This window comes from Algisphaera agarilytica, assembly GCF_014207595.1.
GTDB lineage: Bacteria > Planctomycetota > Phycisphaerae > Phycisphaerales > Phycisphaeraceae > Algisphaera > Algisphaera agarilytica.
This window is the reverse complement of sequence record NZ_JACHGY010000001.1, coordinates 428,906-443,579: the sequence shown is the minus strand read 5'-3', so window position 1 is coordinate 443,579 and position 14,674 is coordinate 428,906. Positions and strand designations below refer to the sequence as shown.

The window sequence follows — 14,674 nt, the reverse complement described above, 5'->3', positions numbered from 1 at the left end:
TAGCGAGGGCGACGCGTCGGTCAAGCCGAGTGGGGCGGGGTGCTGGGGGTCTCGGCCTTGGTTTCGGGGGTGTCCATCGTCGAGGCGTTGCTGGACGAGGGGTCGTCGAGGCTCTTGGTGGCGTTCACGGCGTCGTCGAGCTCGTCTTTGACGCCCGACAAGCCCTTCTTGAATTCGACGATGCCTTGGCCCAGCGACTTGCCGACGGAGGGCAGGCGCTTGCCGAAGATCAGCACGCCGATGATGCCGATGATGATCCACTCCATGGGGCCGGGCATGCCGAGAGCGAGGGTGGTCTGGATGGAGGAAAAGCTCATGATTTGGCCTTGGTTATGCGGGGTTACGAACCTGTACGGATATTATTGCACATCGTTGCGGCGAAAGCCAGATTTACCCCCTCAAATCGGCGTTTCTGGGCGTTGAGGCAAGATTTGCGGACTATGCCGGTGCCGGGCGGGGGTGTTGGCCGGCTCAGGTGACCTGCAGGGCCAGGATCGTCTGATCGTCGTCATTGGGCATGCCGTGGGCGAAGGCGTGGACGTCGTCCAGCAGGACGTGGATGGCGTCCTCCGGCTTGGCCTGGGACATGCCCGCCTGCTGCAGCACCGCGTCCAGGCGTGCCTCGCCGTACTGCTTACGGCTGGGGTCGAAGGCCTCGGTGATCCCGTCGGTGAACAGCGTGATCCGGTCGCCCGGCTGGAGCTGGACCGTCGCCGAGTGGTAGTCAGACTGATCGATGATGCCCAACGGCAGCCCGCCGACCTGGTCCAGCGCGGTCAGCTCGCCGTCCCGGTACAGCCTCGGCGGGGGGTGGCCGGCCGCGGAATACGTCAGCGTCCGCGTCGCGGGGTCGAAGATGGCGTAGAACGCCGTGACGAACATCACCGTGTCTGCGTCGTATTTGCCGACCAGCCGGGAGTTGAGGTAACTCAACATCGCACACGGCGCACAAGGCTCGTGTCCGTCCGGCCCGGTGTACGCGTGGGCAATCGCGTGCGTCGCCGCCATCACCACCGCGGCCGGCGTGCCGTGGCCCGACACGTCTGCGACGAGGATGCCCCACTTGCCATCCGCCAGCGGGAACAGGTCGTAGTAGTCGCCGCCCGCGCGGGTCGCGGTGTGGTAGTGCGCCGCCAACTCCATGTGCTCGATCGTCGGCAGCGTATGCGGCAGCAGCGACCGCTGGATATCGCCCACCACCTTCAGCTCCGCGTCCAACGCATCGTTGGCTTCCTTGAGCTGCTGCGACAAGACCATGTTGTTGGTCGTCCGCCCAAACAGGTTGTGCGTCAGCACGTTGTCCGGCAGCTTGCCGAGGTCAAACGCACCGGGCCGGGTGCTGAAGTTGATCGCCATGTTCGTGCCCACGCCCTCGTGGTAGTGCGGCACCGCCTGCAGCGAACGGAAGTCTTTGAGGTGTTCGTACGCCGGGTCGTCGGGGTTCGGCCGAAAGTCGTTGATGATCACCGGCACGTCGCCGTACAACAGCTCGCCCAGGAACCCGCCGTTGAGCACGGGCAGTTGGTCCTTCTGCTTCCACGGATTGATCGGCGTCGTCCACAGCGAACTCCGCGTGATCCGATACCAAGGCGACTCCAACCCCCGCCGACTCAGCGCGATGAACCCCTCGTAGGTAAACATCCGCCGAAAGCGGTCGCCGAAGTCGCTGACCATCTGCTGAGCGTCGGTCTGGGCCGACAGCTCCCGCACCATCTCAACCATCGCCGTGAGTTTGTCCGGCGTCTCGCCCGACGCCTCCACCTCCGACGACCCCTGGGCCTCGCTCGGCGTGGTGCTGAAGAATGGATTTTCCGTGGACGACATGCCCCATGATAGGCCCGCCATCTCCCGCAAGACGACACCCCCACGAATTCCCAACGATCTCGTAGCCCGTAGGTCAGGCATGCCTGCCTGACGCGAAGTCTCTATTGCCCGGCGTCAGGCAAGCATGCCTGACCTACAAGCAACGCTCATCACGCAGTCCAAGCCCCTAAGCCCCCAACCCCCAATTCCCAAATTGCCAAAGAGCGAACGCCCGGCTCAACCCCGCCACACGCATCGGCCCGTGTCGCGAAGTTCACTTCAAGCCAACGTCCTCGACCCGCGTGCGGGGGGTGGCCGCGCGATTACGCCACGGTCCATCGTGTCTGTTGTCGGCAAGGTGACTCACCGACGAACGCCGAAACCCCCACGCTTCAAAACGCGAGCCCGGCCTTCCCCACGCATCTCACGGAACGGTCCTTGCCTGCAACCGTCCCGCCGCCGCGGGGTGCCGAAAAATCCTCCCCTCCAATAGGGGGTGCCAGGTCACAGATGTGCGCACCAAATCGGCGATGGATTTCGCAAACCGCGGCAGGGCCGTTGGGTAGCACGCGAAAATTTTTTGGATTGAAGGGAGTTGAATGTGAACAGCCGTGCGCACCGAAGTGTCGCTCACCTCGGGTGGCCGGGGCAGAGCATCGCGATGCCCCGGAATCTGAAAGCCCCGACATCCCGATCAACCGTTCCGAGGCATACTGCCCCGGCCACCCGGCGTTTTCTTCCCCATTGGGCGATGCTGAATTAACGAGGTATAACTTCTAATAATTCGCCGGGAGTGTTCGGGGTGTATTTTACTTGGGAAGGTAATCATAAATGATTGAAGAGCCCACGCTATTTATCATTGGTGCAGGCGCAAGTATCCCTTATTCGATGCCATCGACCCTGGCTCTGAGGGGTCAGATCATACAAAATGGCTGGAGTGTGTTTAAACGCTCGCGGAATCATGATATCTGGGGAGAAGACCCAGAACGCATAGCTGTTGACACTCTGATTGAGAGGTTCAGTTCTTCTAAATGCGATTCAATCGATCAGTTCTTGTATTCGAGCGATAATGGCGAGAAATTCGGTGTGTACGCAAAAAAAATTCTCGCTGGTGTGCTAATTGGCAAGCAATTGGAGAGCGAGAGCATGATAGCTGCGGCAGGTCCAATTAAAGGCGATTGGATGCAATATTTGTTTAACCGTATGTCTGAAGATTGCCGAAACGTGAATGAGTTGGTTGCGAAGAATCAGGTGCGGTTTGTTACATTCAATTACGACACGCTTATTGAGCGATTTCAAGATTACAAGTTTAAAGCTGAATACGGGATCGATGACCAGGAAGAATTCTCACCGTTTCCCGTTCATCACGTTTACGGTCACCTTCAAGAGCTTGGGCGGATACGAAGACACGCTTCCCCCTACAACCAGATGAATGCAATAAATAAGTCTGCAGAGAGTATTCGGACTATCGCAGAGACTGAACGGAGTCGCCAAGATAGTTCAGAGCTTGGAAATTGGTTTGTATGGGCTAAGCGGATATTTGTTCTTGGCTTTGGCTGGAACAAGGAGAATATTGAGCAACTGCCTTGGGAGGAATGTTCGAATAATTTATCGGTTTGCTCGAGTGCTCTCTCACTTCCAAAGCCTGTTGAATCTCGTGCGGCAAGTTACCTGTCCCGGAAAGGGATTAAACATTTGGCACAACGATTTGTTGATTCTGATGCCTTGGGTATTGTGCAGAATGAAGTCCCTTTAACTTGATATTGACAGTTCGGCAAACGAAAACCCGCGGAAGGCGTTGCCATCCGCGGGCTTTGGTTTGTGTTTGGTTTTCCTACTCCCTACTGCCTACTCCCAACTCCCTGCTTCACACCTTGCTCATCACGAGGCTCACGTTGTGTCCGCCGAAGCCGAAGCTGTTGGACATGGCGTGGGTGACTTCCAGGTCGCGGGCTTCGTTGGGGACGTAGTCGAGGGTGCAGCCTTCGCTGGGGTTATGGAGGTTGATGGTGGGGGGGACTTTGCCGGTCTCAAGGACCTTGGCGAGGATGACGGCTTCGATGCCGCCGGAGGCGCCGAGGGTGTGGCCGGTCATGGACTTGGTGGAGGACACGGGTATCTTGGTGTCTTCGCCGAAGGACTTTTGGATGGCGCGGGTCTCGGCGAGGTCGCCCAGGCCGGTGGAGGTGCCGTGAGCGTTGATGTAGCCGATGTCGCTGGGGCTCAGGCCGGCGTCGGCGAGGGCCTGGTTCATGGCGTGGGAGGCACCGGCGCCGTCTTCGAGCGGGGCGGTGATGTGGGAGCCGTCGGCGGATTGGCCGAAGCCCTTGAGCTCGCCGTAGATCTTGGCGCCGCGGGCTTTGGCGTGTTCGTATTCCTCGAGGAGGATGATGCCGGCACCCTCGGAGAGGACGAAGCCGTCGCGGTCGGCGTCCCAGGGGCGGGAGGCCTCGGTGATGGCGTCGTTGCGTTTCGAGAGGGCTTTGAGAGCGACGAAGCAGGCCATGCCCAGGTCGTTGAGCGCGGCTTCGGAGCCGCCGGTGATCATGACGTCGGCGGCGTCGTGGCGGATGCACTCGACGGCCTCACCGATGGCGTGGGCGGCGGAGGCGCAGGCGGAGGCGACGGCGGAGTTGGGGCCCTTGATGCCGAAGTGGATCGAGACGTTGCCCGAGCCGGCGTTGCACATGAGCTTGGGCACCATGAACGGGCTGACGCGTGACGGGCCCTTGGCGATGAGCTTGCGGTAGCCGCCGCAGAACTCTTCCATGCCGCCGATGCCGGTGCCGATGATCGAGCCGCAGCGCCAGGGGTTTTCGCTGGCGAAGTCGATGCCGGCGTCGTTGACCGCGTCGATGGCAGCGCTGACGGCGAACTGGGCGAAGCGGTCCATCTTCTTGGTCGCTTGCTTGCGGTTGGGCGGGTCCATTTGCGGTGGGCCGTCCCATTCGGTGCACTCGCCGCCGAACTTCACGGGGTATTCGGTGGTGTCGAAACGGGTGACGGTCTTGATGCCGCTGGTGCCGTTCAGGAGTTGCTGCCAGACGTCGTTGACGTCGTTGCCCATGCTGGTGACCCAGCCGAGCCCGGTGATGACTACACGTCGATCGCTCATAAGCATTCAGGGGAAAGGGAAGCGGGGGTGCCTCGGTTCGTATTGGGTTGGGTTGCAACCGTGGAGCCGGGCGGACATTGCCAGATACAAACCGCCCCGGGTGGTGGGGCGGTCGGCGGGGCGGGGCCGAGGCTCACATTGTAGCCGTGCGACCTTGAACCCGATGCCGAACACATCATCACCGCGGGGCGGGCCGAGGGGGTGAGCCAGCCGAGGCTGGATTACTTGTCCATGTTTTCCTTGATGAAGTCGACGGCCTGACCCACGGTTTGGATCTTCTCGGCTTCTTCATCGGGGATGGAGGTTTCGAATTCGTCTTCGAATTCCATGACGAGCTCGACGGTGTCGAGGCTGTCGGCGTTGAGGTCGTTCACGAAGTTGGTCTCGAGGGAGATCTCGCCCTTTTCGACGCCCATTTGCTCGGCGACGATCGCGATGACCTTCTCTTTGATTTCAGATTCGTCCATGGTGTCGGCTCCTAATTGATGTCCGGGATTCCGGGGGTGTCGGGGTCCCGGGTGTTCCGGGGGTCAGGTGTAGGTGCAGCGGTGCAGGCCGCGATTAACAGATCAGAAATATAGCTTTACGGGCGGATTTGTGCCAGCCGAGGGGGGTGGGGGACGGCCTTAGCTCATGGTCATGCCGCCGTCGACGGCGAGGACCTGGCCGGTGACGTAGCTGGCGCCGTCGGAGGCGAGGAAGGCCACGGCGGCGGCGATCTCTTCGGGCTGGCCCATGCGGCCCACGGCGGTGGCGAGCTTGACGCCGTCCTTGATCTTGTCGGGGAGGACGTCGGTCATGTCGGTTTCGATGAAGCCGGGGGCGACGACGTTGGCGGTGATGTTTTTCTTGCCCAGTTCCTTGCCGAAGGACTTGGTGAAGCCCGCGAGGCCGGCCTTGGCGGCGGCGTAGTTCGCCTGGCCGGCGTTGCCGACGACGCCCGAGACGCTGCCGAGGTTGATCACCCGACCGAACTTGCCGCGGACCATGGTGCGGGCCGCGGCGCGGCAGGCGACGAAGACGCTGCGGAGGTTGGTCTGGATGACGTCGTCGAACTCTTCGTCGGTCATCCGCATCAGCAGGTTGTCCTTGGTGATGCCGGCGTTGTTGACCAGGATGTCGAGGCGGCCGTGTTCCTCGGCGACGCCCTCGATGAGGTCGATGATGGACTGGGAATCGGAGATGTCGCAGGTCTTGACCGAGGCGGCACCGCCAGCGGCTTCGATCTCGGCCTTGACGGCTTCGAGCTTCTCGGCGTTGCGGGCGACGCAGACGACGTGCTTGCCGTCGGCGGCGAGGGCCTTGGCGATGGCGGCGCCGATGCCGCGGGAAGCGCCGGTGACGATGGCGACGCGTTGCTGGGTGGAGTCAGTCATGGTGGTCTTTCATTCAGGCGTGTTAATCACGAAGGCACGAAGACGCGAAGGCACAAAGAAATCTATCCGGTTTAGGTTCAAAACTATTACGGCTCTTCTTCGTGTCTTTGAGCCTTCGCGTCTTCGTGGTTGGTTTTATTTGGGTTCGTTGAAGTTTTCGACTTTGGTGCCGCGGTCGATGCGGCGCATCAGGCCGGACAACACTTTACCCGGGGCCAGCTCGACGTAGCGGCCGGGCAGGTTGGCGGCGGCCCACTGCATCGACTGGCTCCACCGCACGGGGCTGGTGAGCTGGGCGACGAGGTTGGCCTTGATCGAGTCGACGTCGTTGATGTCGTGCGGCTCGCCGGTGACGTTGGAGATCACCGGGACGTTGGGCGTGTTCCACTGGACCTTGTCGAGCGCTTCGCTGAGGCGGTCGGCGGCGGGCTGCATGAGCGGGCTGTGGAACGCGCCGGCGACGGTGAGCGGCGTGGGCTTGAAGCCCATCTCGCTGGCGACGTCGACCGCACGCTCGCAGGCATCGACCGAGCCGCTGACGACGACCTGCATCGGCGAGTTGAAGTTGGCGGGGACCAGGACCGAGTCGCCGCGTGCCTTGTCGCAGAGCTCGTTGATGGCGTCTTCGGTGACGTCGCCGGTGACGGCAACCATCGAGCCTTCGCTGGCCTCGGCGGCGTCTTGCATGGCTTGGCCACGCAGCTTGACGAGGTTGAGGCCTTCAACGAAATCGTACGCGCCGGCGAGGTGCAGGGCGGTGAACTCGCCGAGGCTGAGGCCGGCGGTCGCGGTGAAGGTGCCGACTTCGCCGGACTCAAGCAGGGCCTGGAAGCAGGCGACCGACGCGGTGTAGATCGCGCACTGGGCCATGTCGGTGCGGTTGAGTTGCTCGGCCGGGCCCTCGAAGCAGAGGCCGCTGAGCGAGAAGCCAAGCGCGTCATCGGCGGCGGCGAAAGTTTGAGCCGCGACGGGGAAGGCGTCGAACCAACCTTTACCCATACCGACGGCTTGGGCGCCTTGTCCAGGACACAGCAGTGTTGTCTGATCGCTCATAATTCTGACTCCGTTCTTTTTGGTTGGAGCCAAGCCCCAACCCCCTCCTTGATGGATCTACATCCGCCACAGCGACGTGGTCCACGTCATCCCGCCGCCGATGGCGCAGAACAACACGAGGTCGCCTTCTTTGATTTTGCCTTGCTCGTACGCTTCGTGCAGGCAGATGGGGGCGCTGGCGGCGGAGGTGTTGCCGAAGCGGTCGATGTTGATGTACAGCTTGTCCTCGGGCAGGCCGAAGCGGTCGCGGGCCGACTCGAGGATGCGTTTGTTGGATTGGTGCGACACGACCAGCGCCAGGTCTTCGGCCTTGACGCCCGCCGCGTCGAGGGTTTGCTGCATCATCTTGGACGTGGTGGTCACGGCGAACTTGTAGACCTCGCGGCCGTTCATCTGCAGCGTGTTGAACGCGCCGGTGAAGGTGTTGTTCTCGGGGAGGTGGGCGTCCTGCTCGGGCACGTAGAGCTCGCCCCACAGGTTCCCGTTGGAGTGCATCGACTGGTGCAGGCAGCCACGCGTCGGGTCGTCCACGGCGGTGACTACTGCGGCGCCCGCGCCGTCGCCAAACAGAATGCACGTCCGGCGGTCTTCGTAGTCCACGATCTTCGACAGCGTCTCGGCCCCCACGACACCGATGGTCTTGTACTGCCCGGTCTCGATCAGGCTCGACGCGACGTTCAGGGCATACACAAAACCCGAGCACGCGGCGGAGAGGTCCATCGCGCCGGCGGGGGCGGCACCGAGTTCCGCAACCACGCGGGCGGCGGTGTTCGGGCAGACCATCTCGGGCGTGATCGTGGCGAGGATGACCAGGTCGAGCTCGGTCGCCGGGAGCTTGGCGTCGTCGAGGGCCGACTGCAAGGCGTCACGCGCGAGATCGCGGACGTTGGTATCGCTATCGACAATGCGCCGGGTCTTGATGCCGGTGCGTTGGGTGATCCACTCGTCGTTGGTGTCGACGATCTTGGCCAGGTCGTCGTTGGTCAGGACTTTGTCGGGCAGCGAGACGCCGGTCCCCACGATTGCTACGCCCTTGGCTCGGGGCTTGCCACGCTCGGTCATCTCACTGATCCCCAGATTTCTCGCCGCCTTCGTGCTCGGCCAGCGCTTCGATGATGGCGTCGTTGACCTTCAGCTCGTGATACATCTTGGCCTTCTTGATCGCGTTGGTGATCGTGCGGGCCTCGGAGCTGCCGTGACAGATCATGCACAAGCCGTTGGCACCCAAGAGGGGGGCGCCGCCGTACTCGTGGTAGTCGTGCTTCTTGTAGATGCTCTTGACCACGGGCTCGAACCGCATGGCCAGGTCCATGTCGATCTCCATCGCCTCGCGGGTGATCGTCTGGAAGATGCCGGCGCTCAAACCCTCGGCCAGCTTCAGCACAACGTTGCCGGTGAAGCCTTCGGTCACGACGACGTTCGCCTTGCCGTTGAACAGCTCACGTCCTTCGACGTTGCCGGCGTAGTTGAGCGTTTCGTCTTCGCGGCAGAGTCGGCTGGTTTCCTTGACCAGGGGGGTGCCCTTGCCCTCTTCGCCGCCGATGTTCATCACGCCGACCTTAGGGTTCTCGATGCCCAGGACTTTCTCGGCGTAGACGCCAGCCATGATCGAGTACTGGTAGAGGTGCGACGGCTTGGGCTCGGGGTTTGCGCCCACGTCGCAGACCACGACCGGGCCGTGGAAGGTCGGCAGGACGATCGCGATGCCCGGGCGGTGGACGCCGGGGAGGCGACGCATCGACATCTGGGCCGCGGCGACACAGGCACCGGTGTTGCCGGCGGAGATGATCGCCTGGCAGTGTTGGTCTTTGGCTTTCTTGGCGCTGCCGAGCCAACCCATCTTGACGATGGAGCTGTCGGGCTTTGCACGCAAAGCGGTGACGGGCGAGTCGCCCATCTCGATGACTTGGGTGGTGGCTTCGATGACGAAGCGGGAGTCGTTGTGGAGCCCGGCTTCGCGGAGGCCTTCGCGGATAATTTCTTCGTCGCCGATCAGGACCAATTGGTCGTCATCGGACAAGACTTCCGCGGCGTTCAGCCCGCCATCCAGGATCGCGTCGGGGGCGTTGTCGCCGCCCATGACGTCAAGCGCAATTCGCACAGGAGAAACTCCGAGGGGGTTCAGCGGGCAACTCGGAGCCGTACATCCCCCCGATCGCCCGAGACCATCCCGGCCGAATGCCGGGAACACGACAAGAGTTTACTTGTTCTTTTTACGGAACAGCTTGATGTCGAGGAAGAAACCGGGGCGGTTGCCGTTCGGGGGCACGTAGCCGGTTTCGCGGCAAGCGGTGTGGGGCTTCTTGGCTTCGCCGCTGTGGGGGCAGGTGACGAGTTGAGCGTCGGTCAGGGCGTGGTGCGAACGGCCCTTGCGGGTCTGCGTACGGGTTTTGCGTTGAACGGGGAGCATGTTTGCAGGTCCTTGTGGGCGAGGGACTTAGCGGGCCGGGCGAGGGTGTCGTCCGGGTCGTATCCGGGGTATTTTGTTCGGGATTCGCCGTAGCGAGCCGTAAAGAGTAGTCAGAACCGGTGTTTGCGTCAAGGTGAACCGGCGACCATCAATCAAATGGTCGATGCGTCGGGGTGTCCTACAGGTGTGTCTCGCCGTAAATCTCCCGCAGCTGAACTCAACTATTAGATCGATTGTTCTTGAATCAGGTGCATGTTAACCGGAGATGAGTGGAATAAGGCTATAGCGTGAGTAGTTACTGTTCCATACCGGTTTTAAGCCGCCATCGTTATTACGCTATTTTCGAAAGCTATTTATGCGTTTACGGAACAAGTTCGATGCTTGATCCCGAAGCCTTTGAAGCCCACTTCCGTGCGGTTAGCCCAAGGCTGATGGCGATCGCCTTCGCGATCTGCCGCCAACGAGACACGGCCCAAGACTTAGTTCAAGAAGCCGGGCTGGTTGCATGGAAAAAGCGTAACGACTTCACCGAAGGCACAAGCTTTGGGGCGTGGACTGGGCAAATCGTCCGTAACCTTGCCCTGCGTCACCAGCGCGACACCGGGCGACGCGCTGCGATACTCTCCAAGGATGCGTCTGCCGTGGCCCCGTCGGCGTCCCCGCCGGACACCGAGCCCCGGGGCATCGATGTCCAAGCCCTTAACGCCGAGTCTCACACCACCTCAGAAGCCATCGGTGACCGCTTGGGCATCGACGACGATTTGGCAGCAGCGCTGCTCGATTTGAGTGATGATGCCCGAGCCTGCTTTTTTATGAGATGTTTGGATAAATGCAGCTACGCAGAAATCACCGATGCTTTGGGGTTGGCCCCGGGCACGGTGATGAGCCACGTCCACCGCAGCCGAAACCGTATTTTAAGTCGGCTAGCCAGCGTACCGGCACCCTCTAAGATGCCTTCGCACGAAAAGGGGGAATCATGAGCAAGTTCCCCCACGAATCCGATTTCGAAGCCATCAATCAATACCTCGACGGGTTGATGTCCGCAGAGGATCGAGAGCAATTCGAACGCCGCCTCGAAGCCGAACCCGACCTCGCGGCTTTGTTGGAACAGTTCACTAAGTATGAACAGGCCGAAGCTGGCTGGCTGGCTCAGGATGCCCATGCCGCTTCGGATGCGGTCATGAAAGCCATCGCCGCGGAGCAAGCGGGCGTTGAGCCCGGCCAAGCCCCGCCTTCCCTACGGCTCGCGGGTTCAGACACCGCACCGGCTGCGCAGGATACTCCGCCGGCGAAGCGATCAACCTCTTCGGTATGGGCGCAAGCTCTGAAGATCGCCGCGTGTATCGCCGTGGTCACGACGGTCTACCTCGCCGGGCAATGGCTGTCGCCCTGGGACAGCGACCCCCGCCTGAGGGCTGGCGAGATGTACGCGATGCTGGAGGAATCCGGTTTCGTCGCGCCCCGTACTTGCTCACCCGAGCAGTTCCCGGTGGAGATGCAGAATGCGGTCGGTGTGTCCTTGGCGTTTGCGCCGGACGTCCCCCAGGTCGAGTTGTTGGGTTGGAGCTATCCCGCGTCTCTGGGCGGCGAGGTCCTCAGCAAGGACGAGATCATCTTGATGGCCAAAGTGGAAGGCGAAAATGTCGCCGTGGTGATCGACCAGGCCGACCAGGCCCGACGTCTGCGGGGGTCGCGTTCGGCCGGGCTTGAAGTCCACAAAGAAGAAATCCAGGGCTTGGTGTTTTACGAAGTGACTCCATTCGATACGCCCAAGATCCTGCCGTTGATTCAGCCGACTGACGGGCCGTAGCGTCCCGGCGACTCCCCGTTCGATCTTGCCTACCTGGCTTTAGCCGCCTCGCTATGAGCAGGCGGTTTTTTGTTGCGCGGTTCGAAGGCTCGGCTGACCCGTGTCAATTTTTTTTGACCCGCTGCAATGAAAGGCGGCCCAACGGGAATCAGGTCGTAGATGCCCGACGCGATCCGTCGTGCCTGTGTCAGCCCCTCACCTTTTCCCAAGGAACGAAAAGACCATGATTTCATTTACGACCAAACGTTTGCTATGGAGTTGCGGGCTGATGTCCGTCATCGCGCCCGTCTCGCTCGCACAGGTCTCGCCATCGGCGGACGACACCGTTACGGTCACCGACGAGTCGTCCACCTGGATTCAGGTTCTGCAAGACAACGCGGTTGACATACCCGCGGGAGCGGACGGCGTGGTAATCAGTAACGGCCAGGGGGGCTTCATCACGGCGGAGCTCAATGCGATCATCACCGCGGCCGATACGACCGTCATCAACGCAGGTAACATCGAAGGTGGCCTCAACGCCATCAACTTCGTGAACGGCCTGGGCTCGGGCACTGTCACCAACCTCGGTCCCGGCATCATCCGTTCCGACAGCCGGGCCATCAACATCGGCGGCACGGTTGCGGTGAGTAACGCCGGCCAGATTATCGGCACCGGCGATCAGCGCAACGGCACGATCTACTCCAATATTTCAGCCAACAACTTTTCGATCGATAATCAGCAAGGCGGCACCATCGACGCGGGCCAACACAACGACGGCGCGGGCATCTCGCTCGAGCTGGCTGCGGGCGGCACCGACGCCAGTATCACCAACGCCGGCACCATCGCCGGCCGGGGCAATGCCTCCGCCGGTGCCGCGACTGCGGGTGACGGCATCCGTCTAGAACGGACCCGCGCTGGCGGCGCCCTCGACGGCACCACGACCGGTCTGTTTACGGGATCGATAACCAATACCGGTGAGATCACTTCGGAAGGTGCCAATGGCACCGTCGGCGGCTTCCGTGCCGTCAATGGTGTCAGTTTTCAGGGACAACTGGACAACTCCGGCACGATCACCGGCACCCAGAACGGCGTGTATTTCGGTAACCCCACGCCCGCGGGCGGCGGCGACCACACCGACGGCGTGGTGAACAACACCGGCACCATCAGCTCCGATAGCCGCGCGTTCAACCTCGACGGCATCGGCTTGACGGTTAATAACGCCGGCGAGATTATCGGCACCGGTAACCAGCGTAACGGCACGTTCTATGTCGACGGCACCGCCGACGATTACACGGTCAACAACCTTACGGGCGGAACCATCGATGCAGGTGAAGGCAACGAAGGCTCGGGCTTTGGCGCTGAGATCGGCGGGGCGGTGGACGGGGCCAATACCTTCGGCCTGACCAACGCAGGGACCATCCAGGGCCGCGGCAACGCGAGCGCTGGCTCCTCGGCAGCGGGTGACGGCGTTCGCATCGGTAACGTCGGGAACATCGGTACCGCCGAGGTGAACCTAAGTAACAGCGGCACCATCGCCTCCGAAGGCGCTAACGGGACCGTCGCCGGCGTCCGCTTTGTCAACGGCATCTCGTTCGACGGCGGGCTGAATAACTCCGGCGTCATCTCCGGTGTTCAGAACGGCTTGTACTTCGGCAACGCCGTCAACAGCCAAGGTGCCGACTACTCCAACGGTGTGGTTAACAACACCGGCATCATCAGCTCGAACAGCCGTGCCCTGAACATCGACGGCACCGGCCTGACCGTCAACAACGACGGCCTGATCCTCGGCACCGGTAATCAGCGCAACGGCACGGTCTACGCCGACTCGACCGCTCAAGACTTCACCCTCAACAACGGCGGTGTCATCGACGCCGGCGAAGGGCTGGAAGGTGCGGGCTTCTCGGTTGAGCTCGACGAAGCCGGCAACGACTTCACCATCAATAACTCTGGTCAGCTTCTCGGCCGCGGCAACGCGGGCGCCGGCTTGGCGACCGCGGGTGACGGCATCCGCCTCGAACGGACCCGCGTTGGCGGCGCTCTCGACGGAACCACGACCGGCCTGTTCACCGGCACGATTACCAACACCGGCGACATTTCCAGCGAGGGAGCGAACGGTACGGTCGGCGGCTTCCGTGCGGTCAACGGTGTCAACTTCCAGGGCACGCTCAACAATGCCGGCACCATCTCCGGTGTGCATAACGGTGTGTACTTCGGCAACCCCACGCCCGCAGGCGGTGGTGACCACACCGGCGGCGTGGTGAACAACACCGGCACCATCAGCTCCGATAGCCGTGCGTTCAACCTCGACGGCATCGGCCTTACGGTCAACAACGCCGGCGACATCCTTGCGACCGGGCGTCAACGCAACGGCACGTTCTACGTCGACGGCACCGCCGACAGCTTCAGCCTCACCAACCTCGCCTCGGGCAGCATCGATGCCCGCGGTGGCGCAGGGTCGGGTGTATCGGTTCAGGTGGGTACTGTGTCTGACGACATCCAGCTTGGATCGATTGTGAACGCCGGCCTGATCGCGGGCAGCGGCGACCAGCCGGTCGACGCGGGCATCCGCCTCTTTGCCCCCGCCCCCGGAGCGACCTTTAGCGGTAACATCGTGAACCAGATCAGTGGCCTTATTACTGCGGACGCCGCCCCGGCCGTCCTTGTGCAACAAGGCGTCAACCTCGGCGGATCGGTCGTTAACGCCGGCACCATCAACGGCGGCATCTCCTTGGCTTCGGGCAACCTCGACCTCGAGGAGACCAGCGTGATCGGCCTCACCATTGACAGCCTCACGGAGTTCGAGACGGTCGATGTCGTCGGCGGCCTTCTGGACTTGGACGGCCAGCTCAACCTGACCTTTACCGATATCGAGAGCCTGGTGGTCGGCCAAACCTTCGACCTGCTGGACTTCGATATCCCGGCGCTCACGGGCAACTTCTCGTCGATCAACTCGGGACCGGTCGTTCTGAACACCAGCGATCTGCTGGTGGGCGGCAGCGTCAGCATCGCGGCGGTCCCCGAGCCCGCTTCGTTGATCCTGCTTGGCCTGGGCAGCATCGCCATGATGGGTCGTCGTCGCGGCTAACCCAATTCATCCCGTCGTGGGGAGATTCCTTGGCCGTCGCAGC

Annotated in this window: 13 protein-coding genes; 4 read left to right on the top strand and 9 right to left on the bottom strand. The window is 62.0% G+C overall.

All coding sequences use genetic code 11. The features are described from left to right. Nucleotides 1-20: 20 nt before the first annotated feature. Nucleotides 21-317: a Sec-independent protein translocase subunit TatA/TatB gene (locus HNQ40_RS18475; protein ID WP_184675841.1), complete on the bottom strand. Its 297-nt coding sequence runs from the start codon at nucleotides 315-317 to the stop codon at nucleotides 21-23. 154 nt (nucleotides 318-471) lie between these two features. Then, nucleotides 472-1,824, bottom strand: coding sequence for a PP2C family protein-serine/threonine phosphatase (locus tag HNQ40_RS01910; RefSeq protein WP_184675839.1), 1,353 nt, complete (start codon nucleotides 1,822-1,824; stop codon nucleotides 472-474). 810 nt (nucleotides 1,825-2,634) lie between these two features. Between HNQ40_RS01910 and HNQ40_RS01905 the strand changes: the two genes are divergently transcribed. Then, on the top strand, nucleotides 2,635-3,564 hold the full coding sequence (locus tag HNQ40_RS01905; protein WP_184675837.1) for a hypothetical protein: 930 nt from the start codon (nucleotides 2,635-2,637) through the stop codon (nucleotides 3,562-3,564). A gap of 106 nt (nucleotides 3,565-3,670) precedes the next feature. Here HNQ40_RS01905 and fabF read toward each other — a convergent pair whose 3' ends face one another. The 7 genes from fabF to rpmF all read right to left on the bottom strand — a co-directional run bounded on the left by fabF (nucleotide 3,671) and on the right by rpmF (nucleotide 9,757). Beyond that, nucleotides 3,671-4,918 carry a beta-ketoacyl-ACP synthase II gene (gene fabF, locus HNQ40_RS01900; protein ID WP_184675835.1) on the bottom strand — a complete coding sequence of 416 codons (1,248 nt, stop codon included), beginning with the start codon at nucleotides 4,916-4,918 and terminating at the stop codon, nucleotides 3,671-3,673. Nucleotides 4,919-5,139: 221 nt separating this feature from the next. After that, nucleotides 5,140-5,385: an acyl carrier protein gene (gene acpP, locus HNQ40_RS01895; RefSeq protein ID WP_184675833.1), complete on the bottom strand. Its 246-nt coding sequence runs from the start codon at nucleotides 5,383-5,385 to the stop codon at nucleotides 5,140-5,142. A gap of 159 nt (nucleotides 5,386-5,544) precedes the next feature. Next, entirely contained in the window at nucleotides 5,545-6,294 is a 750-nt protein-coding gene (gene fabG / locus HNQ40_RS01890; RefSeq protein WP_184675831.1) for a 3-oxoacyl-[acyl-carrier-protein] reductase, read from the bottom strand. A 135-nt stretch (nucleotides 6,295-6,429) separates the two neighbouring features. Then, entirely contained in the window at nucleotides 6,430-7,347 is a 918-nt protein-coding gene (fabD, locus tag HNQ40_RS01885; protein WP_184675829.1) for an ACP S-malonyltransferase, read from the bottom strand. 57 nt (nucleotides 7,348-7,404) lie between these two features. Continuing rightward, entirely contained in the window at nucleotides 7,405-8,409 is a 1,005-nt protein-coding gene (locus tag HNQ40_RS01880; protein WP_184675827.1) for a beta-ketoacyl-ACP synthase III, read from the bottom strand. A gap of 1 nt (nucleotide 8,410) precedes the next feature. Continuing rightward, complete coding sequence (gene plsX, locus HNQ40_RS01875; protein WP_184675825.1) at nucleotides 8,411-9,448, bottom strand: phosphate acyltransferase PlsX; 1,038 nt, start codon at nucleotides 9,446-9,448, stop codon at nucleotides 8,411-8,413. A 99-nt stretch (nucleotides 9,449-9,547) separates the two neighbouring features. Beyond that, on the bottom strand, nucleotides 9,548-9,757 hold the full coding sequence (rpmF, locus tag HNQ40_RS01870) for a 50S ribosomal protein L32 (RefSeq protein WP_184675823.1): 210 nt from the start codon (nucleotides 9,755-9,757) through the stop codon (nucleotides 9,548-9,550). A 377-nt stretch (nucleotides 9,758-10,134) separates the two neighbouring features. Here rpmF and HNQ40_RS01865 point away from each other — a divergent pair, with 377 nt between their 5' ends. The 3 genes from HNQ40_RS01865 (at nucleotide 10,135) to HNQ40_RS01855 (ending at nucleotide 14,631) form a co-directional block, all read left to right on the top strand. After that, nucleotides 10,135-10,737 carry an RNA polymerase sigma factor gene (locus tag HNQ40_RS01865; RefSeq protein WP_184675821.1) on the top strand — a complete coding sequence of 201 codons (603 nt, stop codon included), beginning with the start codon at nucleotides 10,135-10,137 and terminating at the stop codon, nucleotides 10,735-10,737. After that, nucleotides 10,734-11,567: an anti-sigma factor family protein gene (locus tag HNQ40_RS01860; protein ID WP_184675819.1), complete on the top strand. Its 834-nt coding sequence runs from the start codon at nucleotides 10,734-10,736 to the stop codon at nucleotides 11,565-11,567. The genes HNQ40_RS01865 and HNQ40_RS01860 overlap by 4 nt, the downstream gene beginning before the upstream one ends. 268 nt (nucleotides 11,568-11,835) lie before the next feature. Beyond that, on the top strand, nucleotides 11,836-14,631 hold the full coding sequence (locus tag HNQ40_RS01855; protein ID WP_184675817.1) for a beta strand repeat-containing protein: 2,796 nt from the start codon (nucleotides 11,836-11,838) through the stop codon (nucleotides 14,629-14,631). The last annotated feature ends 43 nt before the right edge of the window (nucleotides 14,632-14,674 follow it).